Below are 25692 nucleotides of genomic sequence, written 5' to 3'. Positions count from 1 at the left end.
ATGCGTCTGCCGATACGAGCGGGCTTACATCTTCGGCAGCAGCACCTTGTCGACGACGTGGATGACGCCGTTCGACTGCTTGACGTCGGCAATCGTCACATGGGAGACGCCGCCGTTTTCATCGGTCAACGTGATCTTGCCCATGCTTTCCTTGGCTTTCAGCACACAGCCGCCGACGGTCTTGATGTCGTGCTCGCCGCCGTCATCCTTGATCATCTTGGCAACGGTCTTGGCCATCGCATCGGCAGCAACGACGTGGCAGGTCAGAACCTTGGTCAGCGTCGCCTTGTTTTCCGGTTTCAGCAGTGTATCGACGGTGCCTTTCGGCAGCGCGGCAAAGGCTTCGTTGGTCGGCGCAAAGACGGTGAAGGGGCCCTTGCCCTCGAGCGTGCCGACCAGGCCGGCGGCCTTGACGGTGGCGACCAGCGTCGTGTGATCCTTGGAATTCACGGCGTTCTCGATGATGTTCTTGCTATCGAACATCGCAGCACCGCCGACCACCGGGTTCTTGGCGGCAGCAAAGGCGACGGCGGACATGGCTGTGGCGAGCGCGAAGCCGCGCAATAGGGACTTGATCATGATTTTCTCCTCACCGGACACCATCCGCGGGCCTTATGCCTGAGCGTCGTCCGGACAATTCGAACTACGGAGGGCTACGCCGAAGAGTTTCAGACAGGAGAAATTTGATTGACGGCCGGCACGATCATGGCTGGTGCGATCATGGCCGGTGCAAGGGGCCGCTTGCGATCACCGGACCGGTCGCCTGTCCGGTCGGCGAACCGCCGAAGGGTTCGAGGCTGACGGCAAGCGTTGCGCCATCGGCGACTTGGCTGCGCAGATCGGCGGGAATGACAAGTTCGCCGCTTTCGCCCGGCTGGAAGACGCCGAGCGATCTCGTCATGCCGCTGCCCGGCACCAGCCAGAGTTCCAGCGACTTCTCCTCCGGCTTGCCGGCGGCGACCGGCACGATCTTCAGCCGGCCGCTCTGCAACTCATAGGAGGCGAGAAGATTGATGGTGCTGTTCTGGCCCGAAAGCGAGGCTACCAGCGGTGCCGGTCCCTGCGGCTCCGGCACCACGCCGGAGGCGAAGATGACGGCGCTGACGGCGACGACGATGCAAGCAAAGCTCAGCGAACGCCAGAAAACGGCGGAATTCCAGAGCCCTTGCGAAAAGGATGCGGGCCTTTGACCATCGCCGAAAAGCCGCGCCTCGATCTGCTTGAAGGTTTCCCGGTTCGGAGCGGCGGCTTCATACTCGTCATTGAAGGAGGAGAGGTTGGTTTCCCAACGGCTGACGATCGCAGCGAAAGGCCGATCGTGGCGCATGCGCTCTTCCACCACCCGGCGATCCTGCAGCGACAGGACGCCAAGCACATATTCGCCGGCGAGAACCTCGTCGCGGGAGCGGTCTCCCTTGCTTTTGTCGGGCGATGTCATCGTTCCATGCACTCTCTCAGTTTCAAGAGGCTGCGCCTGAGCCAGGTCCGCATCGTGTTCAGCGGGACACCAAACTGATCGGCCAGTTCCTGATAGCTCAGCCCTTCGACATAAGCCCGTTTCACCGCGACCGCACGATCAGCTTCCAACTCTTCCATGCAGGTGTCAATCCGCCTTCCTTCATCCTTCGTCACCGTCTGCATTTCCGGGTCGGGCCCGGCATCGGCAAGATCATAGACCGTGTCCAATTCGTCGGCGACGGGCTTGCGCGCCCGCAGCGCATCGATCGACCGGTTGCGGGCAATCGCAGCCAGCCATGCCGATGACGAACCCGAGGCGACGGAGAAGCTGCGTGCGCGCTGCCAGATGCTGATATAGACTTCCTGCAGGGCCTCGTCGGCTTCCGTGCGATCCTTCAAGATACGCAGGCAGATCGAGAAAAGTTTCGGTCCGGTCTGATTGTAGAGGGCCACGAAAGCCCTGCGATCGCCGAGTGCGACGCGGCCGATCAGGTCTGCGATGTCATCGCCTTGCATGCCGTTCCTCATCTCAAGCTTGCGTGCGCCAGACGGTAACGGCGTCCGGCTCCGCGCCAGATACGAAAAACTATTGCCCTCTGGATTATTCCCTCTGTCAGAAACTTGCGATAAAAGGCCGCGAACAATTCTGCGGGGTTCCCATGAACGAAACCGAAAGCGAAATGCAGGCACGGCTTCTGGCCAAGGCACTGCCCTTCATGCAGCGTTACGAGAACAAGACGATTGTCGTGAAATATGGCGGCCACGCCATGGGCAATCCCGAGCTCGGCAAGGCCTTTGCCAGCGACATCGCCCTGTTGAAGCAGTCCGGCGTCAACCCGATCGTCGTTCATGGCGGCGGCCCGCAGATCGGCGCCATGCTGAGCAAGATGGGCATCGAATCGAAATTCGAGGGCGGGCTTCGCGTCACCGACCAGAAGACGGTCGAGATCGTCGAGATGGTGCTCGCCGGCTCGATCAACAAGGAAATCGTCGCCCTCATCAACCAGACCGGCGAATGGGCGATCGGCCTTTGCGGCAAGGACGGCAACATGGTCTTCGCCGAAAAGGCGCGCAAGACCGTGAAGGATCCGGATTCGAACATCGAGCGCGTGCTCGATCTCGGCTTCGTCGGCGAAGTCGTCGAGGTCGACCGCACGCTGCTCGATCTGCTCGCCCGCTCCGAGATGATCCCGGTCATCGCCCCCGTGGCGCCTGGCCGTGACGGCGCCACCTACAATATCAACGCCGATACCTTCGCCGGCGCCATTGCCGGCGCACTGAACGCCACCCGTCTGCTGTTCCTCACCGATGTGCCCGGCGTGCTCGACAAGAACGGCCAGCTCCTCAAGGAGCTTTCCGTCGCCGAAGCGCATGCGCTGATCGCCGACGGCACGATTTCGGGCGGCATGATCCCGAAGGTCGAGACCTGCATCGATGCGATCAAGGCCGGCGTGCAGGGCGTCGTCATCCTGAACGGCAAGACCGCCCACTCCGTGCTGCTCGAGATCTTCACCGAGCACGGCGTCGGAACACTGATCGTTCCCTGATCGAGGCAGCGCCCTTCACTTGCGAAGGGCGGATCTTCCTCACACGGGAACAGGGTATCGGGGAAAGAAATGCGCCTGACAGACTGCTATAATTTTCACGATTTCCGGCGCATGGCCAAACGGCGTCTTCCCGGGCCGATATTCGACTATATCGACGGCGGTGCCGATGACGAGGTGACGTACCGGCGCAATACGGCGGCCTTCGAGGCTTGCGATCTGGTGCCTGACGTTTTGCGCGGTGTGGCCGAGGTCGACATGTCGGTGACCGTCATGGGGCAGAAGCTCGCAATGCCGGTCTATTGCTCTCCGACGGCATTGCAGCGCCTTTTTCACCACCAGGGGGAGCGGGCGGTCGCGGCGGCGGCGGCAAAACATGGCACGATGTTCGGCGTCTCCTCGCTCGGCACGATCAGCCTGGAGGAAGCCAGAACGATCAGCAACGGGCCGCAGGTCTATCAGTTCTATTTCCACAAGGACCGCGGCCTCAACCGCGAGATGATGGCGCGAGCGAAAAATGCCGGCGTGCAGGCGATGATGCTGACGGTCGACAGCATCACCGGCGGCAACCGCGAGCGCGATAAGCGCACGGGCTTTGCCATTCCCTTCAAGCTCAATCTTGCCGGCATGACCCAGTTCGCGATCAAGCCTTCTTGGGCGATCGACTGGCTGACGCACGAGCGCTTCCGGCTGCCGCAGCTCGAAAACCACGTCAAGATGGATGGCGGCGCGCTGTCGATCAGCCGATACTTCACCGAGATGCTGGACCCCTCGATGTCGTGGGACGACGTGGCGGAGATGGTGCGCGAATGGGGCGGGCCTTTCTGCCTGAAGGGCATCATGTCGGTCGAAGACGCCAAGCGCGCGGCCGAGATCGGCTGCAGCGGAATCGTGCTTTCCAATCATGGCGGGCGCCAGCTCGACGGCTCGCGCAGCGCATTCGACCAGCTGGCCGAGATCGTCGACGCCGTGGGCGACCGGATCGACGTGATGATGGATGGCGGCGTGCAGCGGGGAACTCATGTTCTTAAAGCGCTGTCGCTGGGGGCGAAGGCCGTCGGGCTCGGGCGCTACTATCTCTTCCCGCTTGCCGCTGCCGGACAGCCCGGCGTCGAACGGGCGCTGGAGACGATGCGCACCGAGATCGAGCGCGGCATGAAGCTGATGGGCTGCACCTCGGTCAGCCAGCTCAGCCGGCGGAATCTGCGCTTCCGTTCCTGAGCGGAACGGGATGTCATTCCGGGCCGCAGCCTTTCGCATCAAATCTGCGGCCCTCGGGCATTCGACGTCAGAGCAGGCTATAAATCGCCGCCGCCTCCTGTTTCAACTTTTCCATCATCGACCGGTAGGGCCCCGGACCATAACTGACGCGGCCGACACCGAGCTTGGCGAGCGTCTTCACATCCGGGGCGCCTGTCCGCATCATGATGTTGACCGGCAGCGGCGATGCGGCGCAGATCTTCTCGATCAAGGCGGGATCGATCAGACCGGGAACGAAGAAGCCGCTGCCGCCGGCGGCTGCATAGGCCTTGCCTCGCTTGATCGCCTCGTCCACCAGACCGGCATGTTTGGAAAGATCGCTCTCGGCCAGGAAAAGATCGGTGCGGGCATTGATGAAGAAGGCAATGCCCTTGCCTTCCGCCATGGCGCGAATGGCGCGGATGCGGGCCGCCTGCCTCTCGGCCGGATAGAGCCCGCCACCGCCGACGACCTGATCCTCGAAATTGATGCCGACGGCGCCGACCTCCAGCAGCTTGGCGACGTTGGCGGCGGCCCCCTCAGGCTCGGCCGAATAGGCGCCTTCGAAATCGACAGAAAGCGGCAGATCGACGACAGCGGTGATGGATCTTGCCGTCTCGACCAGCACCGACATCGGCAGCTTTTCGCCGTCGGCATAACCATGGGCTGCGGCGACCGACCAGCTTCCTGTGGCAAGCGCCTTGGCGCCGGCATCGGTCACCGCCTTCGCCGTCCCGGCATCCCAGATATTGTAGAGAACAAGCGGAGCGCCCTTGCGGTGCAATGCGCCGAATGCCTTGGCCTTTTCGTTCTGGTTCATGCTGTCTCCTCCATCTTTGCTTGCGTGCTGATCTTCTCTTCATGCCGCAGTAGCCATTGCTTGCGCCAGAGCCCGCCGCCATAGCCCGTCAACGAACCATCGGCGCCGAGGATGCGATGGCAGGGCACGATGATGGCAAGCTGGTTGGCCCCGTTGGCGCGGCCGACGGCACGCACCACTTCAGGCCTTTCCATCTCCCTTGCAAGATCGCCATAGGCGCGCGTCTGGCCGGCAGGGATATCGATGAGCTTTGCCCAGACATGTTTTTCGAAGGGCGTGCCGCCGAGTGCCAATGGCGTCCTGAAGACAGTCAGCCGCCCTTCGAAATAATCCCGGATTTCTGCCTCGATCTGGTCGATCGCCGGCGTGCGGCCGATCGCAACCGAGGAGCGGACACGCTTCTGCAGCGCCTCGAGCTCGGTCGGCAGTGCCTTGCGGTCGTGGAATTCGAGAAGGTGGAGATGCGTCTGGTCGGCAACGGCCACCATCGGTCCGAGCGGCGTGTCGAGCCAGTCGGCAAAGAGAAGTTCACGGTTCTGCGACAGCGCCGGCGCCTTGCCGACGAGCCGCTGAAAAGCCGTCCGGAAACCACTTGGAGACTCATATCCCGCCTCAAGCTGAGCATCGATGACGCGCGCGCCATCGGCCAGTTGCCGGGCCGCTTCACCCAACCGGCGATAACGGACGATATCGTGAAAGGTCATGCCGAGCGCCCGCTTGAAGGCGCGACGCACGGTCGAGGGATCGTGGCCCCGGCGCACGAGCTCATCTTCGGTCCAGCGCAGCTGCGGCTCGCCGTCCAGTGCGGCAAGCAGCTCATCGACGATCGGCTCCCTGCCCGGCTGCTCCAGCGGCCTGCAGCGCTGGCACGGGCGGAAGCCGGAATGCATACAGGCAGCGATCGTGTCGAAAAAGACGGTATTTTCCCGCTTCGGCTTGCGCGCCGGGCAGGTCAGGCGACAGAAGATGCCTGTCGTCTTCACGCAGACATAGGCCTGCCCCTCATAATCGGCGCTGCGCGCGATCAGGGCATCATAGAGCGTATCATCGTCGGGGCGTTCGAAAAGCATGACCGCTTTCTAACATTCCGTGCCTGCGCCGTCCGCCGAAAATCGGGCGTCTATTCTTTCTTGTCGATTTCCTTGCGGCAGCAGCCGTGCCATAAGACCGCCATGACCAAGATCGACCGCACGCCTGATAAATCCGATTTCGAGCACGTCACAGACTGGGTCTTCGACCTCGACAACACGCTCTATCCACATCATGTCAATCTCTTCGCGCAGATCGACAAGAACATGACCGCCTATGTCGCGGCACTCCTGCAGATGGAGCGGGAAGAGGCGCGCAAGCTGCAGAAGCAATATTACCTCGACCATGGCACGACGCTGCAGGGCTTGATGATCCATCACGGCATCGACCCGAACGACTTCCTCGAAAAGGCACATGCGATCGACTACACGGCGCTGACGCCGCAGCCGGAACTCGGCGAGGCGATCAAGGCGCTGCCGGGGCGCAAGTTCATCTTCACCAATGGCAGCGTCAAGCATGCCGAAATGACGGCGGAGGCGCTCGGCATTCTCGAGCATTTCGACGACATCTTCGATATCGTCGCTGCCGACTACGTGCCGAAGCCGGCGCAGGCGACCTACGACAAGTTCACAGCGCTGAAGCGGGTCGAAACCACCAAGGCCGCCATGTTCGAGGATCTACCGCGCAACCTGACGGTGCCGAAGGCGCTCGGCATGCAGACGGTGCTGCTCGTGCCGCGCAATCTGGAAGAGACGGTCGTCGAATGGTGGGAAAAGACCAGCGGCGAGGAGGATCATATCGATTTCGTCACCGACGATCTCGCCGCTTTTCTCCGCAAGATTATCGGCCTCGGCAAGGCTACCAGCTGACGGCTTTAGGTCTTCATTTGATGCATGTCGCTCTCCCAAAACCGCTGCACAGTTTTGAGCGACATGCATTAGATTACGAAGTTTTCACTCAGCTTACCGATGTTTAACTGGGTCTTCCGGGACTGCGGCCATATCTTCTTTCGTGAGGGGACACCTTACGAAAGGCAAACACGATGTACCGCAACAAGCTGATACTGGCAGCGCTTTCCTCCACCCTCATCTTCGGTGCAACCGCCGGGGCAGGCTTTGCCGCACCCGGCGACGGGCCGCGCCAGCACGCCGGCATGCACGGTCCGGGGGCTGCCGCCTTCCGCGAAATCACCTATGTCCGCATGCTCAAGCAATTCGACGCGAATAAGGACGGGAAGGTCTCCAAGGACGAGGCAACGGCCGGCATCGACAAGCTCTTCGCCGCGATCGACACCAACAAGGACGGTTCGCTGACACCGGGCGAAATCCGTGAGTACCGGCAAACGCAGATGCAGGCGATGAGAGATCAGCGCAAGCAGGAGGCCGGCGAAAACAAGGATGCGAATGCCGCAGCCGCGACGCCAGACAATAACGACCAGGGACGGCCGCCGCGCGATCGTCACGGTGGTCGTGACGCAGATCGCTGGATGCGCCATGGCGGCAACATCATGCGTGCCTCGATCATGATGCACCGGGTCGACACGGACCAGAACGGCCAGATTTCCAAACAGGAAGCCGAAGCCGCCTTCGACAAGCTGTTCACCCGGATGGACCGCAACAAGGACGGTGTCATCTCGATCGACGACATGCCGGACCGGCCACTGCTCTAGAACAGGATTTTTAGGCCGGATCGGCCTAAAATCTCAATCCTGTTCTAAGTTAAAGAGTGAGAGCATGATGCCGAAAACCGCTCACACTTTTCGGCATCATGCACTATCTCGTTGTTTTCACGCAATTCCGGACGCAAAACCGCTACGCACTTTTGCTGGAATTGCTCTAAGGCCGGACGGCGACATGCCCTTGCCTTTCCCCGCCTCGACGGGGAGAGGCTCTGCAGCTTACCCCTCCGAAGCGCCTATTCGCGGTGTTCGTAGAAATTCTGGACGATCTTCCATGCCTCTTCGGCCGTATCGACGAAGCTGATCAGCTTGACGTCGTCGGGCGCAATCGTCCCGAATTCCGCCAATGCGTCGAAATTGATGATGCTCCGCCAGAACGCCTCCCCGAAAAGGATCAGCGGCAGGCGCTCCATGCGGCCGGTCTGGATCAGCGTCAGGCATTCGAAGAATTCGTCGAGCGTGCCGAAGCCGCCGGGAAAGACGGCGATCGCCTTGGCGCGCACCATGAAATGCATCTTGCGGATGGCAAAATAGTGGAAGTTGAAGCTGAGTTCCGGCGTCACATAGGCGTTCGGCGCCTGCTCATGCGGCAGTACGATGTTGAGGCCGATCGAAGGGGCGCCCTCGTCGGCCGCGCCGCGATTGCCGGCCTCCATCACGCCAGGGCCGCCGCCGGTGACGATGACATATTCGTGGAAATTGAAGGTGGCAGAATATTTCGAGCAGAGCCGGGCGAATTTGCGCGCCTCCTCATAATAGACGGAAGCCGCCTCCAGGTTGACGCGCTGGATATCGTTGCGGGCCGCCCAGGCGCTCTGGCCGGGGGCGGGAATGCGGGCGCCGCCGAACATGACGACGGTCGACCTGATGCCGCGTTCGGTCAGCATCATCTCCGGCTTCATCAGTTCCAGCTGCAGGCGGATCGGCCGCAGCTCCTCGCGGCAGAGGAAATCCTCGTCGACATAGGCAAGGCGGTAGGCAGGCGACATCGTCTGCGGCGTCTTCGGCACGGCTTCGGCGCGCTGCCTGTCGGTTGAGCTGCTCTTCAGCGGGTCCCATACGCCATCCTTGCGCCGCGAACCGCCGTTTCGTCCCTTCGCCATGTCGAATGCCTTTCAGTATTGCCGGCTACGAAGCCGGATATGTCGCTATAACGCCTTGAATCCAGGTATGATCTTGTCGGAAAAATCATTCCGTTCTACGGCTTCATGCTGTAGAGCAGGGTAAACCCCGCCAACCGCAATTCCGGAGACCCCGCCGTCTCCACGATAAAGATCGAAGTTTAAGGAATTCTCATGAGCGCCACCGACCTCGCATCCCTCGAAAAGATCATCGAAGCCGCCTTCGACAATCGCGACAATGTGAACACGTCGACGAAGGGCGAGGTTCGCGATGCAGTCGAATCAGCACTCGATCTGCTCGATGCCGGCCAGGCCCGCGTTGCCGAACGCTCCGCCGACGGTGCCTGGACGGTCAATCAATGGCTGAAGAAGGCCGTGCTCTTGTCCTTCCGCCTCAACGACATGGATGTGGTCAAGGGCGGCTCGGGCAACTCGACCTGGTGGGACAAGGTTCCTTCGAAATTCGAGGGCTGGGGCGAGAACCACTTCCGCGCCGCCGGCTTCCGCGCCGTGCCGAACTGCGTCGTGCGCCGCTCGGCCTATATCGCCCCGAACGCGATCCTGATGCCCTCCTTCGTCAATCTCGGCGCCTATGTCGGCGAAGGCACGATGGTCGATACCTGGGCCACGGTAGGCTCCTGCGCGCAGATCGGCAAGCATGTGCATCTCTCCGGCGGCGTCGGCATCGGCGGCGTGCTGGAACCGATGCAGGCCGGCCCGACGATCATCGAGGACAATTGCTTCATCGGCGCCCGTTCCGAGGTGGTCGAAGGCTGCATCATCCGCGAAGGCTCGGTGCTCGGCATGGGCGTCTATATCGGCAAGTCGACCAAGATCGTCGACCGCGCCACCGGCGAGGTGACCTACGGCGAAGTGCCGCCCTATTCCGTCGTCGTCGCCGGCTCGATGCCGTCGGGCAATGCGACGATGGGCAACGGCCAGCCGGCGCCGCATCTCTACTGCGCCGTCATCGTCAAGCGCGTCGATGAGAAGACCCGCTCGAAGACCGGCATCAACGAGCTGCTCAGAGATTGATGACACCGGGACGTTGATCCGGTAAACAGACGGCGTCTTTTTACGCGAGGCGGCCCCGCCTTGCCATGTCTTTGCCATTCCCGCCGGATAGTTCGACCGCCATGACCGCTACCGACCCCGTCGCCAATCTCCAGACACTGATTCGCTGCCCGTCCGTGACGCCTGCCGAAGGTGGCGCACTGTCGGCGCTGGAGGCGATGCTTGCGCCGCTCGGCTTTACGGTCGACAGGGTGAAGGCGAGCGAGGCGGGAACGCCCGACATCGAAAACCTCTATGCCCGCCTCGGCAAGGATGGCCCGCATCTGATGTTTGCTGGCCATACCGATGTCGTGCCGGTCGGCGACGAAGCCGCCTGGACGCATCCGCCGTTTGCCGCCGAGATTTCCAAGGGCGAGCTTTTCGGCCGCGGCGCCGTCGACATGAAGGGCGGTATTGCCTGTTTCGTCGCCGCCGTCGCCCGGCATATCGAGAAAAACGGGCCGCCCAACGGCTCGATCTCCTTCCTGATCACCGGCGACGAGGAAGGGCCGGCGATCAACGGCACGATCAAGCTGCTGCAATGGGCGGCCGAACGCGGCGAAAGCTGGGATGCCTGCCTCGTCGGCGAGCCGACCAATCCGGACAGGCTCGGCGACATGATCAAGATCGGCCGGCGTGGCTCGCTGTCGGGTAAAATCACTGTTCATGGCGTCCAGGGTCATGCCGCCTATCCGCATCTTGCCGACAATCCGGTGCGCGGCATGCTGCAGCTCGCTCACGCGCTGATGAACCCGCCGTTTGACGGCGGCACCGACGATTTCCAGCCGTCGAACCTCGAAGTGACCACGGTCGATGTCGGCAATCCGGCGACCAACGTCATTCCGGCCAAGGCATCGGCAAGCTTCAACATCCGCTTCAACGACAGCTGGACCGTTGAAACGCTGCGTGCCGAAATCCTGCGCCGTCTGGACGTTGCTGCCCGGGACGGCGCGTTGCGGCCGGACCGCAAGCCGGTGGCCTACGATATCGTCTGGGCCGATCGGCCGAGCCATGTCTTCCTGACGCGCAACAATGCGCTGATCGCCTCGCTGTCTTCAGCCGTCGAAAGCGTTTCCGGCCAGTCGCCGCGACTTTCGACCACCGGCGGCACATCGGATGCGCGCTTCATCAAGGATTATTGCCCGGTCGTCGAGTTCGGCCTCGTCGGCCAGACGATGCACATGGTCGACGAGCGCGTCGCCGTCGCCGATCTGGAGACGCTGACGGCGATCTACCAAACCTTCATCGCCCGCTGGTTCGCCAATGCCGGGCTTTAGGGAGGTTCAATATTACCTGGCCGGCCTCTGGCTGCTGATCCGGCTGGATCCGCGCGGCTTCCGCTACCTCGATATGTCCGAGCGCGGCGTCAATCGTTCGTTCTGGGCGATGCTCTGGTGCCTGCCACCGATGGGTATTTCCTGGCTCTGGTGGCGACAGGCCTTTCTGCGGTCGATGCCGCCCGAAGCCGATGTCAACTTTGCCTTCTATATCAGGCTCGGCCTCGTCGAGGTCGCCAACTGGTTCGTGCCGCTGGTCTTTGCCGGGCTGCTGCTGCTTGCCGTCCGCATGGGCGAGCGTTTCGCCCCGGTCGTCGTCAGCGTCAACTGGCTCGGCGTGCCGCTCTCCTATATCAACGGGCTGCTGCTGGCGCTGGTGTTCTTCCTGCCCGGCTCCGTCGGCCTCGTCTCGCTGCTGCTGCTCGCCTTCATGCTGGCGCAGGTCTTCGTGCTGGCGCGCATCCTCCGGATGATCTGCCACGGTCACGCGCTGATGGTCGGAGCGCTGACGCTGGTGCTGCTCGTGCCATCGATGATCCTTTCGGAATATCTGCAGCACTTCCTCGGCATCTATCCCGCCTGATCAGGCTCCTGCTGGAGCGGTATTTTCATGACAGATCATCATCAGTATCGGTGACCGGCCTTCGGCGATCGACGATCACCTCGGGATAATCCACCTGCATGAAATAGAGCCCGTCCGGCGGCGCCACCGGGCCGCAGGCCTTGCGGTCGCGCGCCTCAAGCGCTGCCTCGACATCATCAGGCGTCCATTTGCCTTCGCCGGCGAGTTTCAGCGTGCCGGCGAACGAACGGATCTGGTTGTGGAGAAAACTCTGCGCCGTGGCGCGGATCTCGATCAGTTCGCCATTGCGCGTCACATCCAGCCGGTCGAGCGTGCGCACCGGGCTGTTTGCCTGGCAATGGGCGGCGCGGAAGGTGGAGAAATCGTGCCTGCCGACCAGCCTCTGGGCGGCAGCGTGCATGACCTCGTGATCGAGCACCTTCGGCACCCACCAGGCCTTGCCGGCTTCAAGCGCCAGCGGCGCCCGGCGACTGACGATGCGATAGAGGTAATGGCGCCGCAGCGCCGAAAAGCGCGCATCGAAGAAATCGGCAACCGCCTCAACGTCGAGTATGGAGACGCGCTCGCCGGCGAGCCTCAGATGCGCGTTCAACGCATTCTGCAGCTGGTAGGGCGACCACGCCTTCGAAAGATCGGCATGGATCACCTGCCCCATGGCATGGACGCCGGAATCAGTGCGTCCGGCGCCGCGGATCGACACCGCCTCGCCGGTCAGCGACAGCACCGCGGCCTCGATCGCGCCCTGCACCGAGGGGCCGTTCTCCTGCCGCTGCCAGCCGACATAGGGGCCGCCGTCATATTCGACGGTCATACGGAAACGCGGCATCAGGTGAGCCTCGTGCCCGCCGCAAGCGGCGTGCCCCTGAGGAAATCGGCCGCCGCCAGCGGTTTGCCGCCGGCCTTCTGCAGCCTGGTCAGCCGCACCGCGCCCGAAGCGCAGGCGACCACGAGATCATCCGTCAGCAATTGCCCGTCAGCACCCTGCCCCTCAGCCAGTTCGGAAGCCAGCACCTTCACCCGCTCCGGCTTGCCGCCGATTTCGAGCTCGAACCAGGCCCCCGGAAACGGCGCCAGGCCGCGGATGTGATTGTGCACGTCCCCGGCATCCCTGGAAAAATCGATGCGCGTCTCGGCCTTGTCGATCTTGGCGGCATAGAGCACGCCGTCTTCCGGCTGCGGCGTCAGCGGCAGGTCGTTCATCTCGAGTTTCACCATGGCTTCCGCCATCGCCTTGGCGCCCACGAGCATCAACCGGTCGTGCAGCTCGCCAGCCGTCGTGTTCGGGCCGATCTCGACCTCGCGGGTCAGTGCGACGGCGCCGGTATCCAGACCCTTGTCCATCTTCATCACCATCATGCCGGTCTTTGCGTCGCCGGCCATGATCGCCCGCTGGATCGGGGCAGCACCGCGCCAGCGCGGCAGCAGCGAGGCATGGCCGTTGTAGCAGCCATCCCTTGTGCCGTTCAAAATCGCTTCCGGCAGCAATAGCCCGTAGGCAACGACGACGCCGACATCGGCATTGAAAGCGCGAAACCTCTCGCGCTCCTCGGGGTCCTTGAAATTGACCGGGGTGAAGACCGGCAGGCCGAGCAGCTCGGCCGCCTGATGCACCGGCGATTTCTGCAGATCGAGGCCGCGCCGCCCGCCCGGCCGTGGCGGCTGCGTATAGACCGCAACGATCCTGTGCCCGGCATCGACGAGCAGGCGTAGGGTCGGGACCGAGAACTCCGGCGTTCCCATGAAGATGATGCGAAGAGACATTTTATCTCGCCAATTGAGGATCAACCGTCTTCAAACGGGTTTACGAGCTTGAGATCAAGCCCCTCGAAATCTCTGGTGTTGCGGGTCGCAAGCGTCGCGCCGTTGGCAAGGCAGATGGCGGCAATCATAGCATCTTTGGTTTCCATCGGCCGTCCCGCCTTTCTGCGCTCCGCAGCCAACAGGCCGTAGCGATGCGCCGCACTCAGGGAAAAACCGAGGATGCGGCCCGAAAATTCCGACTCGATCCGATTGAAGTCGGACACCAGCGCTGTCTTTCGCCGGCCATCATCAAGGAGTTCAAGACCGTAACGCATTTCGGCGACTGCAATCGTCGTCAGAAAAAGTGTCTCGACGTCGTAGACGTCCAGCCAGTTCAATATCCGCTCGCTGTGGGTCCTCCCCTGCATTTCGGAAATCACATTCGTATCGAGGACGATCATGTGTCGAAGCGCGGCGGTTCGCGGTCGCGTTCGTGGCGAGATGCGGCGATGGCCTCCACTTCATCTTCGCTCAATCTTTCGTCACTCATCAGAGAGCGCAGGCGCTGCCCGGCGGAAGCTCCTGAGCGCTCCACGGCAATCTGCCGGCGCATGATTTCGATCGCCTCTTCCGAAAGGCTGCGGCCGTTGCGCTGCGCGCTTTCCTGAAGCTGCAGCTTCATTGCATCCGGAACATCTCGAATAAGCAGGTCGCCCATTCGGCACCTCCATCATGATATCGGTGATATCATAGTGCCTCGCCTGTGAATTTTCAACGCAGCGCTCAGAGCGCCTTGGACTTTGCCGCCTTGGTGAATTTCTTGATGACCATCTCCCGCTTCAGCCGCGAGATATAATCGATGAAGAGCACGCCGTTCAGGTGGTCGATCTCGTGCTGCAGGCAGGTGGCGAGCAGTCCGTCGGCTTCCACGGTCTGTTCCTTGCCGTTCAGGTCGAGATATTTGACCGAGACGACAGCCGGGCGCTCGACCTCGGCATAATAATCCGGAATCGAAAGACAGCCTTCCTCATAGACGGAGCGCTCATCGGAGGATTTGACGATCTCTGGATTGATGAACACCTGCGGCTGCTTTTCCTCGCCTTCGCGCGAGATATCGATGACGAGCATGCGGCGCGGCACGCCGATCTGGATGGCGGCAAGGCCGATGCCCGGCGCGTCGTACATGGTTTCGAGCATATCGTCGGCAAGACGCTGCAGGTCGGAGTCCACCCGCTCGATCGGCTTGGACAGCTGGCGGAGAACGGGATCGGGAAGAATGATGAGTGGCTTGATGGTCATGGCGTTCCCATAACCCATCTTTTCCGACTATGGAATTATCCGGCAGGCGGGGAATACGCTTTTTTGCATCCCCGCCTGGAATTTCGCCATATTCGCCTCAGGCCGCCCGGCGGGCAGCACCGGTGGAACGGCCTTCCGGCCGGGCGCGGAAGCGCCGCAGCAGCTCGATCAGGGTCTCCACCTCGTCCTTGAGGCGGCGGGTTTCTGCCGAAGAGTGCTCGACCATGTCCGAATTCTGCTGGGTGATCGCACCCATGTTGCGGACGGCGACGCTGACCTCGTTGACGCCGGTCGCCTGATCGCGGGCGGCGGCGGCGATATCGGCGACGAAACGGTTGATGATGTCGATGCGGCTGATCATGTCGTTCAGCGCTTCGCCGGTGCTGGAGACGATGCCGACGCCCTGATTGACCTGGGTCGAGCTCTGCGAGATCAGGTTCTTGATCTCCTTGGCCGCTTCCGCGGTGCGCTGGGCGAGCTGGCGGACTTCCTGGGCGACGACGGCAAAACCCTTGCCGGCATCACCGGCGCGCGCTGCCTCAACGCCAGCGTTCAGCGCCAGCAGATTGGTCTGGAAGGCGATCTCATCGATAACGCCGATGATCTTGGAGATCCCGGTCGAGGATTTCTCGATGCCGGCCATCGCCGAGACGGCGCTGGTGACGAGTTCGCCGGAGTTCTTCGCCTTCTCCTGCGTCTCGCGCACGGCGGCCGAAGCCTTCTCGGCATTGGCGGCCGTCTGACCGACGCTGACGGACAGCTGCTGCAGGGCGGCCGAACTCTCCTCAACTCCTGCCGCTTGCTGGGCAGTGCGCAGCGCCAGATCGTTGGTTGCATTGGAAATCACGTCGGCACCGCTCATGATATGGCCAGAAGTCTCGCGCACGGAGGCGAAGGACTGGCGAAGGGCGCTGACGGCGCGGTTGTAGTCCTCGGCCATCTGCCGGAAATTGCCCGGCAGGTCGGACGGCAGGGTGGCTTCGAGATCGCCGTTCGACAGCGCTTCCAGACCGCGGCGCAATTGCTCCAGCGCTATCGCCTGATCGGATTCGGCCTGGGCACGCTCCTCTTCCAGGGCGTGGCGCTTGGCTTCGAGCGTCTCGAGATAGACCGAGATGGAATAGTCCATGTCGAGCATACCGGCCTTGATGACGGCCGACAGCTTCTCGGCCAATGCCTTGCCCTCTCGGCGCGCAAAGATCGACGGCCACTGCTTCTCCATGATGCCCTTAACGAGCTCGGACATGACGATGGCGTAACCGCCAATATACCAGCGCGGCTCCAGCCCGATGCGGGCGTGCGTCCGGCCGACCGCGGTCACGCCGTTGACATAGCTCTCGTCGAACGCGCCGCCGGCCAGATTGGCCCAATGATCCTGCTGGCGCTTCTTGGCATGGTCGACATGGCTCTTATCGGCGAAGAAGCCTGAGACCGCGGGGGTCTTGGCGATCTTGGCGTAGAATTTATCGAGGGCACCGCCGATCAGCTCCGATATGACCGGACGCAGATCCCGCATCGACTTGCGCGCTGCCTCATCCAGTTCGATGAAATCGAGGCGCTGCCTGAGGGCGTTGTCGGTCTGCTGGGCGGTCATGGGGATCTCTGTACTTGGCGCGACGCGCGCGGGAAGGAATTTCTGCGCCGCAGGTTTTGGCCAATATGGTTGAGCAATCGTTAAATCGACGGCGATTTCTTCTCGCCGAGCGAGGAAGAGCGATGGCTTGCGAGGATATTGGGGGCCGCCCATTCCGTTCACGTTTTGATCTATATATTGCCGTTTCTTCTGTTATGCTCGCGGCATGACCATCCATTCCGAATCGCTCGCCCTTTCCCTTGCCTCGATCAACCCGGCCATGCTGGCGCTCATCGGCGGAGTTCTCGCCGCCCTCGCCCTGCTGGTGGTCGTGCTTCTCCTGCGCAGTGCCAGCCTTCGCCGCGAGCAGGCGGAGGAAGCGAGCTTTCGCGCTGAGGAAAACGAAGCGCGGATGGCAGAGCTTTTGAAGATCCAGGCGGAGATGCAGGGCCGCATCGCTGTCATGACCGAGGTCTTCGGCGCGCGGCAGAGCGAACTCAACCAGACGATCAGCCAACGCCTCGACGGCATGTCGCAGCGGGTCAGCTCGACAATCACCGAGCAGACGAAATCGACGCATGAGAACCTGCAGCGGCTGCAGGAGCGGCTGGCGGTCATCGATGCCGCACAGAACAATATCCAGACGCTCGCCAAAGATGTCGTCGGGCTGCAGGCCATTCTGTCCAACAAGCAGACGCGCGGCGCCTTCGGCCAGTCCAGGATGGAAACGATCGTCGCCGACGGCCTGCCGATGGGCGCCTACGCCTTCCAACAGACGCTGTCCAACGGTTCGCGGCCGGACTGCACGATCCGCATGCCGAACGGCGCGCCGCCGCTGGTGATCGACGCAAAATTTCCGCTCGAAGCCTGGAACGCGATCCGCGACGCCGGCAGCCCCGAGGCCGGCAAGATCGCCGGCCAGCAATTCCGCCGCGACATGGAGGTCCATATAAGGGACATTTCCGAGAAATATCTGATCCAGGGCGAAACCCAGGATACGGCCTTTCTCTTCGTGCCGTCCGAATCGATCTTCGCCGAGATCCACGAGCACTTCGAACCGGTGGTGCAGAAGGCGCACCGCGCGCGTATCGTCATCGTCTCGCCATCGCTGCTGATGCTGTCGATCCAGGTCATCCAGGCCGTGCTCAAGGATCAGCGCATGCGGGCGCAGGCGCATCTGATCCAGGGCGAGGTGGCGATTCTGATGGACGATCTCAGCCGCCTCGACGAGCGGGTGCGCAAGCTGCAGGGCCATTTCGCCATGGCGCAGAAGGATATCGACATGGTGGTCACGTCAGCCGACAAGCTCACCAGGCGCGGCGCCAAGATCGAAGCGCTGGAATTCGAGGCGGGCGGCAGCGATGCAAAACCCGCCCGCGACAGCGAAACTGCGGCCAAATCGGTGGAAAGCCGAACCGGTCTTCTGAAGCTCCGGGTGGTTGACGAGGAGTGACCGCTTCGGGCAGTGTCTCGCCCGCATGAAACAGTTGGAGCATGATTTCATTTGCAGGCTCCAGAAGACGGGACACATTCATGATCACAGTTTTCGGGTCCATCAACATGGATCTCATCGCCACGACCGAGCGCCTGCCGAAGCCCGGCGAGACGGTGGCCGGCAACGGCTTTGCCACGGCCGCCGGCGGCAAGGGCGCCAACCAGGCGCTGGCGGCCCGGCGCGCCGGCCGCTACGTGCATATGGCCGGCGCCGTCGGCAAGGATGCTTTCGCTGCGGAGGCGCTGGCCCTGCTCGATGATGCAGGCACCGACCTTTCTCTGATCAAACATGTCGACGGTCCCACAGGCACGGCGCTGATCCTTGTCGGCGGCGACGGCGAAAACATGATTGCCGTCGTTCCCGGCGCCAATGGCCAGGTCACGCCCACCGATGCCGAGACGGCGATCGGCCGCATGAACGAAGGCGATATCCTGATGCTGCAGCTCGAAGTGCCGGCTGCTGCCGTCGAGCGCGCGCTGTCGGCCGCCCGCGCCAAGGGCGTCACCAGCATCCTCAACCTCGCGCCGCTGATCCCCGATGCCCCGCGTCTCGGCCGGCTCGCCGATATCGTTATTGCTAACGAGACCGAATTCGAGCGGCTTGCCGGACAGGAAGGCATGGACGCCGCAGCGCGTGAGGCAGCCCTTGTGCGCCTGCACGCGGAGACGGGCCAAACGCTGATCGTAACGCTCGGCGGCGATGGGGTCATCGCCATTCGCGACGGGGCGATTTCAAGGGCGCAAGGTCTCAAGATCGAACCTGTCGATACGGTCGGCGCCGGAGACACTTTCTGCGGTTATTTCGCCGCGAGCCTCGACGACGGCCTCGATTTTGTCTCGGCGCTGCGCCGTGCGGCGGTTGCCGGTTCGCTCGCCTGCCTCAAGGCCGGGGCGCAACCGTCGATCCCCTTGAGCGAGGAAGTCGCAGACAGGATATAGTCCGCGTCTCTTTGCGAAGCCGCCGGCAAAACTCCCCGTAATTCAGGGCGTTCCGGCGATTTTCATGGCCCCGATCGATAGCGTTTCATTTAAATTTAAGAGATTTCCGGCGATGTTCCTCGTGGTCGCCGGCGCCTCCCGCCTTTCGGATTCCGGACGTCCACCGCATAATTCCTTAAATCGGAATCGATTTAAGGACAAAATTATGCAGCGATTCAAAGTGCTACAGCGTCCTTTGCGGCTCTCGAAAAGACGCGCGGCGCTGTAGGCGGCTGCCCCATGATGGGGCGAGCCTTTGCTCCTGTGCCGGAGAATGCCCGTTCGGCGCATCCTTGCCCGAGGACCCCATGTTCATTTTTCGCATGAAATCGCTTGCCGCGAAACTCATCGTCATCACCGGCATCGCCATCGCGCTTGTTCTCATCGTTTCGAACTTTTTCCTCATCGGCCAGACCCGGGATCGCGTCCAGACGCTGACGATGGATCAGGCCAACCTCGAGGCAAAGTCGATCGCCAATGAAATTGCCGCCAATGTCGGCGAACTCGCCAGCGCCGCACGCACCATGTCGGGCGTCATCGGCCGCGGCCATGAAGGCAAATCGCTCGATCGCAAGGGCATGATCAACGTGCTCAAGGCCAATCTCGAGCAGAATGCCTTCGCCTTCGGCAGCTGGTTCTGCGAGCAGCTCGGCGCGCTTGACGGCAAGACCACCGAGATCGCCAACAATAATGACGAAGGCACCAACAAGAACGGCGCCTTCACGCCCTACTGGTCGAAGACCAAGGACGGCGGCATTCAATATTCGACCTTCGACAATGATTATACCGCCGCATGGTGGAAGCTTGCCGCCGACAGCGGCAAGGGCGCGATCACGACGCCCTATATGGCCGAGGGAACAGATGTGCCGACGCTGCTGACCTCGATTGCCTATCCGGTCATGTCTGATGGTAAGATGATCGGCGTCGGCGGCGTCGACATTTCGCTGAAGTCGCTGACCGACAAGCTGCAGGCGCTGCATCCTTTCGGTTCGGGCCGCGTCACGCTGCTGTCGCAGGCCGGCAACTGGATCGTCGCGCCGATCCCCGACCTGATGACCAAGGAATATGACGGCGAGGGCGCCGACATCGTCAAGACGGCGCTGTCCAGCAAGCAGCCCGGTCTCGTCAGGAACCTCACCTATGACGGCCTCGATCCCTTCGATCGCGTTGTCTATCCATTCGCGGTTCCCGGCGTCAACGCCACCTGGGTCGTGCTCGTCGACGTGCCGCACACGGCGATTAACGCGCCGGTGCGAGACCAGACCTACATGATGATCATCAACGGGCTGATCGTGCTTGGTGCCGTCATGCTGGCGCTCTATTTCGCCGTCCGCTCTTTCGTGCAGCGGCCGCTCGGCGGGCTCGTCGCCAGCGTCAAGGCGCTGAGCGACGGCCAATATGGCGAACCGGTCGCTGCTCAAGATCGCAGCGACGAAGTCGGTTCGGTCGCCAAGGCGCTCGAAGGCTTCCGCTTCACGCTCGCCGACAGCCGCCGCCTCGAAGACGAAGCCGTCAGAGAACGGCAGGCGGCCGAGACCGAGCGTAGCCGCTCGGAATCGGAACGCCAGGAATCGGTGTCGCTGCAGCGCCATATCGTCTCGATCGTCGGCGCCGGCCTTTCCGCGCTGTCGCAGGGCAATCTTAGTCACCGCATCACCGACGAATTCCCCGGTGAATACGGCAAGCTGAAACAGGATTTCAACGCAGCGCTCGCGAGCCTGGAAGAGACCATCAACACGATGAACCTCAGCGTCGCCAATATCGGCTCCGGCACCGGTGAAATCAGCAACAGCGCTTCCGACCTCGCCAAGCGCACCGAGCAGCAGGCGGCGAGCCTGGAAGAGACGGCGGCCGCGCTCAACGAGCTCACCGCGCAGGTCGATTCCAGCGCCGAGAATGCGCGCACGGCAGCCGAGAACGTCAACCTCGCCTGCCAGGATGCCGAAAAGTCCGGCGAAGTGGTGCAGAAGGCGATTGCCTCGATGCAAGGGATCGAACAATCTTCGACGGAGGTTTCGCGGATCATCGGCGTCATCGACGAGATCGCCTTCCAGACCAACCTGCTGGCCCTGAATGCCGGTGTCGAGGCGGCGCGTGCCGGGGAAGCCGGCAAGGGTTTTGCCGTCGTCGCCCAGGAGGTGCGCGAACTCGCACAGCGTTCGGCCAATGCCGCCAAGGAAATCAAGACGCTGATCAACACCTCGGCCGTCCAGGTCAAGGAAGGCGTCGATCTCGTCGGGCGCGCCGGCGGCACGCTGCACAAGATCGCCGAACAGGTGATGGGCATCAACGACCTCATCCGGCAGATCTCGGCATCGGCCAGCGAACAGGCTGTCGGCCTGAAGGAAATCAACCAGGCCATGAACCAGATGGACCAGGTGACGCAGCAGAACGCGGCCATGGTGGAGGAAGCGACCGCGGCAAGCGTCGCACTCAACGACGAGGCGCAGACGCTGAAGGCGCTCGCCACCCGCTTCAATGTCTCGGGTTCGAGGAACGCCGCAGCCCTTGCCTCCGTCGCGCAAAAGATGCGGGCGCCGGCAGCTACGGCCCCTTCGCTTCGCGTGAGCGCCCCGGCGGTCCGTCGCTCCCTTGCCCCGTCGCCTGGATCCGCGGCCGTGGCGCAGGACAGCTGGGAAGAGTTCTGATCGTTCAGCGCATCATAATGCGAAAGGCGCCTGAGAGATCAGGCGCCTTTTTGCATTCGAGAATCGATGCGTTATCGCGCGACGTGCGTCAGGCAGCGTTCGACGTCTGCTCTTCGTTGAGGAAGGCATAGATCGCCTGGGAGGAATCGGTGGCGCGCAGCTTGGCGACCAGATCGTGATCGCGCAGCACGCGGGCGATCCGCGACAGAGCCTTGAGATGATCGGCGCCCGCCCCTTCCGGCGCAAGCAGCAGGAAGACGAGATCGACCGGCTGGTCGTCCAGCGCCTCAAAATCGACCGGCTGCTCCAGCCGGGCGAAGATGCCGACGATCGAATGGATGTTGACCAGCTTGCCGTGGGGAATGGCGATGCCGTTGCCGACGCCGGTCGAGCCAAGGCGCTCGCGCTGCAGGATGACGTCGAAGATCTCCCGTTCGGAGAGCCCGGTGATCCTGGCGGCTCTTGCGGCCAACTCCTGAAGCAGCTGTTTCTTGGAATTTACTCTGAGGGCGGGAATGATCGCATCCTGATGGAGCAAATCTGCCAATGCCATTTCTTTTTCCTTCTGTCGCCGGGATCAGATAATGCAAGGAGCGGCGGCAATACCGCCGCTCACCACCCTGATCTCAGCCTTTGATACTGGCTGAATCGATCCAGCCAATATTTCCGTCGTGCCGACGGTAAACGATGTTCAGATGTTCCTTGCCGGGGCTGCGGAACAGGAGAAGCGGCTCGTCGGTCATGTCGAGCGCCATCACGGCGGTGGCGACCGACATGGTCTTCAACTGCTTCGTGCTTTCAGCGACGATCGCAGGAGCGAAATCGTCGGCGATTTCATCATCGTGATCAGGAACGGAATCCATAACCGTGTAGGAGACCTCTGCAAAACCATTCAGATGGTTTCCGGCGTGATGGTCCTTCAGCTTGCGCTTGTAACGCCGCAGCCGTTTTTCGATCCGCTGGGAGGCGGCGTCGAAAGCCAACTGCGGGTCGGTCGCCTCGCCGGCCGCATGCAACACCACCCCGCTGTCCAGATGCAGCTTGCAATCCGCCGAGTAACGAGAACTCGCCTTTTCCACGGTCACCTGGCCGGAATATCCCCCGTCGAAGTATTTCGTGATGGCCATACCAATTTGGTCCTCGATCTTTTGACGGAAGGATTCACCAATTTCCATATGTTTCCCGGATACACGCACACTCATGGAGTTTCCCTTCTTATGGTCGTTTGCGGGTATCAGTTTACGCCAAGCATCAGGTTCATCCAAGCACTTCGCGCAATCTCAAGCAAGATCGGCTTAGGCCTGCGGGTCCTTGGTGCCCTGGGGATGATGGGGATAACTCCAGATGCCGTTCACGGCACCGATTGCGGCGCGCTTCTAGCCACAGGTTACCGAAAAGTCAATAGGGCGGCGAATCACCATCAGCGGCACTCGGACAACGTGTGTCGGGTACCTTGCTGGGTAACGCATGCCGCCAATCACCACCCTAACCACTTTACGCATTTCGCGCTTGAGTTGTATTCACCTTTGCGGGGATCGTCATTGCAGCGACGCCTGCTATGACGCAGACGAGTCCGATCCAGGCCGTCGAGCTCAGCCTCTCGCCGAGAAAGACGATGCCGATCGCAACACCGATCGGCACTCTGAGATAGGCTTGCGAGGTGGTTCCGACCGAGCCCAGCGTCTGGATGAGACGGAAATAGATCGCAAAGGCGAGCGCCGTCGAAAAAGCGGAGAGGGCAAGCAGCGCCAGCATCGATGCTGCCGAGGGATCGAGCTCCCATGGCCGATCGACGATGAGGCTCATGGGCAAGAGAATGACCGCGCCTGAGATCAGCGAGCCGGCCGCCGGCACTGCGGGATCGAGCCCCTTGAAGTTCTTGCTGAAAATCGCGGCACCTGCATAGCAGATGGTCGCCAGGATGATGGCGAGTTGCGCCATCAGGCTTTCGCCGAGACCGCCGAGCGCTTCGACGCCGATGACGAGGCAGATGCCGGCAAGCCCGGCCATAACGCCGAAAAGCCGTCGCAGCGTCACCTGCTCATGGCGGGTCATCAGCACGGTCAGCAGGAAGGTGAAGATCGGCGTTGCCGAATTCAGGATCACCGCCAATCCGGCATCGACGGACTGTTCGGCCCAGGCGATCAGTGTGAAGGGAACGACGCTGTTCAGACAGGCCTGAACGAAAAACCGCCGCCAGGTCGCACGATCGCGCGGCAGGCGGACACGCCGTTGGCGCAGCACGGCCAGCAGAATGCCCCCGGCAATCAGCGTGCGGGCGGCGATCAACGTTATAGGTGGGATCGTCTCGACGCCGATCTTGATGAAGCTATAGGAGGAACCCCAAAGGGTCGCCAGCACCAGCAGCAGGAAAAGCTCCCTGGCGAGGTTCGTATTTCGCGGCGTCATCGTCGGCATTTCGATCTTCGTTCAAGAAAATTCAAAGGGTTGCAGCGCCGTTGCGCGTCTGAAAAGACGCAGGGCGCTGGAGAGGAATAACGGGATTTGCGGGCAGAATGCTTCGATCCAGGTCGAAGCATGACAGCGTCAGAAGCCGGCGACCTTGGCGAGCGCCCGCTTCTCGCGGCGGCGCTGGACCGAAGACGCGATGTTCATCGCCTCCCGGTATTTCGCAACCGTGCGGCGGGCGAGATCGACGCCGCCCTTCTTCAACATGTCGACAATATCGTCATCGGAAAGCACCGCTTCCGGGCTTTCCTGCAGGATCAGCGCACGGATCTTGTGACGCACGGCCTCAGCCGAATGGCTGTCGCCACCAGCGACGGCGCTGATCGAGACGGTGAAGAAATATTTGAGTTCAAAGAGGCCGCGCGGCGTCAGCATATATTTGTTCGAGGTGACGCGGCTGACGGTGGATTCATGCATCTTGATCGCCTCGGCCACCGTCTTCAGGTTCAGCGGGCGCAGATAGTCGACGCCGTGCAGCAGGAAGGCGTCCTGCTGGCGGACGATTTCGCTTGCCACCTTCATGATGGTTTTTGCCCGCTGATCAAGGCTGCGCGTCAGCCAGTTGGCGGTCTGCAGGCAATCGGAGAGGAAGGCGTGATCCTCGCCGTTCTTTGTCACCCGGGAAAAATAGGACTGGTTGACCAGCACGCGTGGCAGTGTATCCGGATTGAGCTCGACCAGCCAGCCGCCGTCCGAGGAGGCTCTGACGACCACATCCGGCATGATCGCTTCGGAAACACCTGCCTCGAAACCACTGCCGGGCTTCGGATTGAGCTGGCGGATCTCGCCGAGCATGTCGAGAAGATCTTCCTCATCGACGCCGCAGAGCCGCTTCAACGTGGCGAAATCGCGCCGGGCGAGCAGTTCGAGGTTTTCGACCAGAACCTGCATGGCGGGGTCGTATCGGTCCTTCTGCCGGAGCTGGATCGCCAGGCATTCGGCAAGGCTGCGGGCGAAAACACCCGGCGGATCGAGGCTCTGGAGGGTGGCGAGCACGCGCTCGGCCTGTGCGAGGCTCGTGCCCAGCCTCTCGCCCGCCTCGACGATATCGGCCTGCAGATAACCGCAGTCGTCGAGCTGGTCGACGAAATTCTGCGCGATCAGCCGGTCGGCCATGTCAGGCAGGACGAAGGGGATCTGCTGGGCGAGGTGATCGCGCAGCGATACCTGGCCGGCGACGAAATCGTCGAGATCGTAGTCGGCGCCCTCGCCGCTGCCCGGCATCGATTTCCACTGGCTGACGAGCTCCGGCGCATCGAGGCGCTGTGGGGCGCCGTCATCAGGAAAGACATTGGTATAATTGGCGTCGAGTTCGTCGTTCAGCCGGCTCGTGCTGGCACTGCCGCCATTGTCATACCAGTCGCTGGAGAGCGCCTCGGCGCGGTTGTCATAGCCATCGTCCGACCCGGCATCCTCCGGCTGATGAGCATACTGCTCATCTTCGCTTTCGCCACGTTCTCCGACCGCCTCGCCGTCATTCGACGGAAATTCGAGCAGCGGGTTCTTCTCCACTTCCATGGCGATGAACTGGTTGAGTTCGAAATGAGTCATCTGCAGCAACTGGATGGATTGCATCAGTTGCGGTGTCATCACCAGGGACTGGGTCTGGCGCAGGAAAAGATTGGCGGACAGTGCCATGACGGACGCGAAACTCCCCTCGATTCCTCCGGGAAACCGCGTCCGATCAAG

Annotated in this window: 26 protein-coding genes; 10 read left to right on the top strand and 16 right to left on the bottom strand. The window is 62.1% G+C overall.

Going from position 1 to position 25692, the window contains the following annotated elements:
* Positions 1-24: 24 nt before the first annotated feature.
* From U5G49_RS00380 to U5G49_RS00370, 3 genes are all read right to left on the bottom strand, one after another.
* Complete coding sequence (locus U5G49_RS00380) at positions 25-579, bottom strand: fasciclin domain-containing protein (RefSeq protein ID WP_193446337.1); 555 nt, start codon at positions 577-579, stop codon at positions 25-27.
* A gap of 139 nt (positions 580-718) precedes the next feature.
* Complete coding sequence (locus tag U5G49_RS00375) at positions 719-1438, bottom strand: anti-sigma factor (RefSeq protein ID WP_018447749.1); 720 nt, start codon at positions 1436-1438, stop codon at positions 719-721.
* Positions 1435-1974 carry a sigma-70 family RNA polymerase sigma factor gene (locus U5G49_RS00370; RefSeq protein WP_018244545.1) on the bottom strand — a complete coding sequence of 180 codons (540 nt, stop codon included), beginning with the start codon at positions 1972-1974 and terminating at the stop codon, positions 1435-1437. Before U5G49_RS00370 ends, U5G49_RS00375 begins: the two co-directional genes overlap by 4 nt.
* A 143-nt stretch (positions 1975-2117) precedes the next feature.
* Here U5G49_RS00370 and argB point away from each other — a divergent pair, with 143 nt between their 5' ends.
* Both argB and U5G49_RS00360 read left to right on the top strand, forming a co-directional pair.
* Entirely contained in the window at positions 2118-3005 is an 888-nt protein-coding gene (gene argB, locus U5G49_RS00365) for an acetylglutamate kinase (protein WP_018068726.1), read from the top strand.
* Positions 3006-3074: 69 nt separating this feature from the next.
* Positions 3075-4223 (top strand): alpha-hydroxy acid oxidase, encoded by a 1149-nt coding sequence (locus tag U5G49_RS00360; protein ID WP_130715495.1) that lies wholly within the window; start codon positions 3075-3077, stop codon positions 4221-4223.
* 67 nt (positions 4224-4290) lie between these two features.
* On the opposite strand, the gene U5G49_RS00355 is transcribed toward U5G49_RS00360, so the two are convergent.
* Positions 4291-5061, bottom strand: coding sequence for an isocitrate lyase/PEP mutase family protein (locus tag U5G49_RS00355; protein WP_193446338.1), 771 nt, complete (start codon positions 5059-5061; stop codon positions 4291-4293).
* A complete protein-coding gene (locus U5G49_RS00350; RefSeq protein ID WP_193446339.1) occupies positions 5058-6131 on the bottom strand; it encodes a bifunctional transcriptional activator/DNA repair enzyme AdaA in 1074 nt (357 codons plus the stop codon). The genes U5G49_RS00355 and U5G49_RS00350 overlap by 4 nt, the downstream gene beginning before the upstream one ends.
* 102 nt (positions 6132-6233) lie before the next feature.
* Between U5G49_RS00350 and U5G49_RS00345 the strand changes: the two genes are divergently transcribed.
* Entirely contained in the window at positions 6234-6959 is a 726-nt protein-coding gene (locus tag U5G49_RS00345) for a pyrimidine 5'-nucleotidase (RefSeq protein WP_131605924.1), read from the top strand.
* Positions 6960-7132: 173 nt separating this feature from the next.
* A complete protein-coding gene (locus U5G49_RS00340; RefSeq protein WP_193446340.1) occupies positions 7133-7759 on the top strand; it encodes a CREC-EF hand family protein in 627 nt (208 codons plus the stop codon).
* 245 nt (positions 7760-8004) lie between these two features.
* On the opposite strand, the gene U5G49_RS00335 is transcribed toward U5G49_RS00340, so the two are convergent.
* Positions 8005-8871: an LOG family protein gene (locus tag U5G49_RS00335; RefSeq protein ID WP_026188594.1), complete on the bottom strand. Its 867-nt coding sequence runs from the start codon at positions 8869-8871 to the stop codon at positions 8005-8007.
* Between the two features lie 192 nt (positions 8872-9063).
* On the opposite strand from U5G49_RS00335, the gene dapD reads away from it, so the two are divergent.
* From dapD to U5G49_RS00320, 3 genes are all read left to right on the top strand, one after another.
* Positions 9064-9924: a 2,3,4,5-tetrahydropyridine-2,6-dicarboxylate N-succinyltransferase gene (gene dapD / locus U5G49_RS00330; protein WP_018447755.1), complete on the top strand. Its 861-nt coding sequence runs from the start codon at positions 9064-9066 to the stop codon at positions 9922-9924.
* Between the two features lie 101 nt (positions 9925-10025).
* Complete coding sequence (gene dapE, locus U5G49_RS00325) at positions 10026-11219, top strand: succinyl-diaminopimelate desuccinylase (protein ID WP_193446341.1); 1194 nt, start codon at positions 10026-10028, stop codon at positions 11217-11219.
* The gene (locus tag U5G49_RS00320) at positions 11206-11802 is read left to right on the top strand and encodes a hypothetical protein (protein ID WP_018447757.1); all 597 of its coding nucleotides are present in this window, start codon (positions 11206-11208) and stop codon (positions 11800-11802) included. Before dapE ends, U5G49_RS00320 begins: the two co-directional genes overlap by 14 nt.
* A 25-nt stretch (positions 11803-11827) precedes the next feature.
* Here U5G49_RS00320 and truA read toward each other — a convergent pair whose 3' ends face one another.
* The 6 genes from truA to U5G49_RS00290 all read right to left on the bottom strand — a co-directional run bounded on the left by truA (position 11828) and on the right by U5G49_RS00290 (position 16435).
* Positions 11828-12628, bottom strand: a complete 801-nt coding sequence (truA, locus tag U5G49_RS00315; RefSeq protein ID WP_193446342.1) for a tRNA pseudouridine(38-40) synthase TruA — start codon at positions 12626-12628, stop codon at positions 11828-11830.
* Positions 12628-13563, bottom strand: a complete 936-nt coding sequence (gene fmt / locus U5G49_RS00310) for a methionyl-tRNA formyltransferase (protein WP_193446343.1) — start codon at positions 13561-13563, stop codon at positions 12628-12630. The genes truA and fmt overlap by 1 nt, the downstream gene beginning before the upstream one ends.
* Before the next feature lie 20 nt (positions 13564-13583).
* Positions 13584-14003: a type II toxin-antitoxin system VapC family toxin gene (locus U5G49_RS00305; protein WP_028731660.1), complete on the bottom strand. Its 420-nt coding sequence runs from the start codon at positions 14001-14003 to the stop codon at positions 13584-13586.
* Positions 14000-14260, bottom strand: coding sequence for a FitA-like ribbon-helix-helix domain-containing protein (locus tag U5G49_RS00300; protein ID WP_018447761.1), 261 nt, complete (start codon positions 14258-14260; stop codon positions 14000-14002). Before U5G49_RS00300 ends, U5G49_RS00305 begins: the two co-directional genes overlap by 4 nt.
* Before the next feature lie 65 nt (positions 14261-14325).
* Positions 14326-14841 carry a peptide deformylase gene (gene def, locus U5G49_RS00295; RefSeq protein ID WP_026230889.1) on the bottom strand — a complete coding sequence of 172 codons (516 nt, stop codon included), beginning with the start codon at positions 14839-14841 and terminating at the stop codon, positions 14326-14328.
* Positions 14842-14938: 97 nt separating this feature from the next.
* Positions 14939-16435: a globin-coupled sensor protein gene (locus tag U5G49_RS00290; RefSeq protein ID WP_193446344.1), complete on the bottom strand. Its 1497-nt coding sequence runs from the start codon at positions 16433-16435 to the stop codon at positions 14939-14941.
* A 205-nt stretch (positions 16436-16640) separates the two neighbouring features.
* Here U5G49_RS00290 and U5G49_RS00285 point away from each other — a divergent pair, with 205 nt between their 5' ends.
* The 3 genes from U5G49_RS00285 (at position 16641) to U5G49_RS00275 (ending at position 21534) form a co-directional block, all read left to right on the top strand.
* Positions 16641-17867 carry a DNA recombination protein RmuC gene (locus U5G49_RS00285; RefSeq protein WP_018447764.1) on the top strand — a complete coding sequence of 409 codons (1227 nt, stop codon included), beginning with the start codon at positions 16641-16643 and terminating at the stop codon, positions 17865-17867.
* A gap of 80 nt (positions 17868-17947) precedes the next feature.
* A complete protein-coding gene (locus U5G49_RS00280) occupies positions 17948-18847 on the top strand; it encodes a ribokinase (protein ID WP_128408555.1) in 900 nt (299 codons plus the stop codon).
* A gap of 347 nt (positions 18848-19194) precedes the next feature.
* Positions 19195-21534 (top strand): methyl-accepting chemotaxis protein, encoded by a 2340-nt coding sequence (locus tag U5G49_RS00275; protein ID WP_193446345.1) that lies wholly within the window; start codon positions 19195-19197, stop codon positions 21532-21534.
* An 88-nt stretch (positions 21535-21622) separates the two neighbouring features.
* Here U5G49_RS00275 and ptsN read toward each other — a convergent pair whose 3' ends face one another.
* The 4 genes from ptsN to rpoN all read right to left on the bottom strand — a co-directional run bounded on the left by ptsN (position 21623) and on the right by rpoN (position 25641).
* Positions 21623-22087 (bottom strand): PTS IIA-like nitrogen regulatory protein PtsN, encoded by a 465-nt coding sequence (ptsN, locus tag U5G49_RS00270; RefSeq protein WP_018244527.1) that lies wholly within the window; start codon positions 22085-22087, stop codon positions 21623-21625.
* A gap of 73 nt (positions 22088-22160) precedes the next feature.
* Positions 22161-22736 (bottom strand): ribosome hibernation-promoting factor, HPF/YfiA family, encoded by a 576-nt coding sequence (gene hpf, locus U5G49_RS00265; protein WP_017958734.1) that lies wholly within the window; start codon positions 22734-22736, stop codon positions 22161-22163.
* A gap of 292 nt (positions 22737-23028) precedes the next feature.
* Positions 23029-23952 (bottom strand): DMT family transporter, encoded by a 924-nt coding sequence (locus tag U5G49_RS00260; protein ID WP_193446346.1) that lies wholly within the window; start codon positions 23950-23952, stop codon positions 23029-23031.
* Between the two features lie 129 nt (positions 23953-24081).
* A complete protein-coding gene (gene rpoN, locus U5G49_RS00255) occupies positions 24082-25641 on the bottom strand; it encodes an RNA polymerase factor sigma-54 (RefSeq protein ID WP_018244525.1) in 1560 nt (519 codons plus the stop codon).
* Positions 25642-25692: the final 51 nt, after the last annotated feature.

The sequence above is a fragment of the Rhizobium indigoferae genome (genome assembly GCF_034554815.1).
In the GTDB taxonomy this organism is placed as follows: domain Bacteria; phylum Pseudomonadota; class Alphaproteobacteria; order Rhizobiales; family Rhizobiaceae; genus Rhizobium; species Rhizobium leguminosarum.
This window is presented reverse-complemented; position numbering and strand designations above follow the sequence as displayed.

What these genes read in the sequence shown, in the direction of transcription:
- U5G49_RS00380 (WP_193446337.1), bottom strand. Translation starts at nt 579, where the DNA reads ATGATCAAGTCCCTATTGCGCGGCTTCGCGCTCGCCACAGCCATGTCC.
- U5G49_RS00375 (WP_018447749.1), bottom strand. Translation starts at nt 1,438, where the DNA reads ATGACATCGCCCGACAAAAGCAAGGGAGACCGCTCCCGCGACGAGGTT.
- U5G49_RS00370 (WP_018244545.1), bottom strand. Translation starts at nt 1,974, where the DNA reads ATGCAAGGCGATGACATCGCAGACCTGATCGGCCGCGTCGCACTCGGC.
- argB (WP_018068726.1), top strand. Translation starts at nt 2,118, where the DNA reads ATGAACGAAACCGAAAGCGAAATGCAGGCACGGCTTCTGGCCAAGGCA.
- U5G49_RS00360 (WP_130715495.1), top strand. Translation starts at nt 3,075, where the DNA reads ATGCGCCTGACAGACTGCTATAATTTTCACGATTTCCGGCGCATGGCC.
- U5G49_RS00355 (WP_193446338.1), bottom strand. Translation starts at nt 5,061, where the DNA reads ATGAACCAGAACGAAAAGGCCAAGGCATTCGGCGCATTGCACCGCAAG.
- U5G49_RS00350 (WP_193446339.1), bottom strand. Translation starts at nt 6,131, where the DNA reads ATGCTTTTCGAACGCCCCGACGATGATACGCTCTATGATGCCCTGATC.
- U5G49_RS00345 (WP_131605924.1), top strand. Translation starts at nt 6,234, where the DNA reads ATGACCAAGATCGACCGCACGCCTGATAAATCCGATTTCGAGCACGTC.
- U5G49_RS00340 (WP_193446340.1), top strand. Translation starts at nt 7,133, where the DNA reads ATGTACCGCAACAAGCTGATACTGGCAGCGCTTTCCTCCACCCTCATC.
- U5G49_RS00335 (WP_026188594.1), bottom strand. Translation starts at nt 8,871, where the DNA reads ATGGCGAAGGGACGAAACGGCGGTTCGCGGCGCAAGGATGGCGTATGG.
- dapD (WP_018447755.1), top strand. Translation starts at nt 9,064, where the DNA reads ATGAGCGCCACCGACCTCGCATCCCTCGAAAAGATCATCGAAGCCGCC.
- dapE (WP_193446341.1), top strand. Translation starts at nt 10,026, where the DNA reads ATGACCGCTACCGACCCCGTCGCCAATCTCCAGACACTGATTCGCTGC.
- U5G49_RS00320 (WP_018447757.1), top strand. Translation starts at nt 11,206, where the DNA reads ATGCCGGGCTTTAGGGAGGTTCAATATTACCTGGCCGGCCTCTGGCTG.
- truA (WP_193446342.1), bottom strand. Translation starts at nt 12,628, where the DNA reads ATGCCGCGTTTCCGTATGACCGTCGAATATGACGGCGGCCCCTATGTC.
- fmt (WP_193446343.1), bottom strand. Translation starts at nt 13,563, where the DNA reads ATGTCTCTTCGCATCATCTTCATGGGAACGCCGGAGTTCTCGGTCCCG.
- U5G49_RS00305 (WP_028731660.1), bottom strand. Translation starts at nt 14,003, where the DNA reads ATGATCGTCCTCGATACGAATGTGATTTCCGAAATGCAGGGGAGGACC.
- U5G49_RS00300 (WP_018447761.1), bottom strand. Translation starts at nt 14,260, where the DNA reads ATGGGCGACCTGCTTATTCGAGATGTTCCGGATGCAATGAAGCTGCAG.
- def (WP_026230889.1), bottom strand. Translation starts at nt 14,841, where the DNA reads ATGACCATCAAGCCACTCATCATTCTTCCCGATCCCGTTCTCCGCCAG.
- U5G49_RS00290 (WP_193446344.1), bottom strand. Translation starts at nt 16,435, where the DNA reads ATGACCGCCCAGCAGACCGACAACGCCCTCAGGCAGCGCCTCGATTTC.
- U5G49_RS00285 (WP_018447764.1), top strand. Translation starts at nt 16,641, where the DNA reads ATGACCATCCATTCCGAATCGCTCGCCCTTTCCCTTGCCTCGATCAAC.
- U5G49_RS00280 (WP_128408555.1), top strand. Translation starts at nt 17,948, where the DNA reads ATGATCACAGTTTTCGGGTCCATCAACATGGATCTCATCGCCACGACC.
- U5G49_RS00275 (WP_193446345.1), top strand. Translation starts at nt 19,195, where the DNA reads ATGTTCATTTTTCGCATGAAATCGCTTGCCGCGAAACTCATCGTCATC.
- ptsN (WP_018244527.1), bottom strand. Translation starts at nt 22,087, where the DNA reads ATGGCATTGGCAGATTTGCTCCATCAGGATGCGATCATTCCCGCCCTC.
- hpf (WP_017958734.1), bottom strand. Translation starts at nt 22,736, where the DNA reads ATGAGTGTGCGTGTATCCGGGAAACATATGGAAATTGGTGAATCCTTC.
- U5G49_RS00260 (WP_193446346.1), bottom strand. Translation starts at nt 23,952, where the DNA reads ATGCCGACGATGACGCCGCGAAATACGAACCTCGCCAGGGAGCTTTTC.
- rpoN (WP_018244525.1), bottom strand. Translation starts at nt 25,641, where the DNA reads ATGGCACTGTCCGCCAATCTTTTCCTGCGCCAGACCCAGTCCCTGGTG.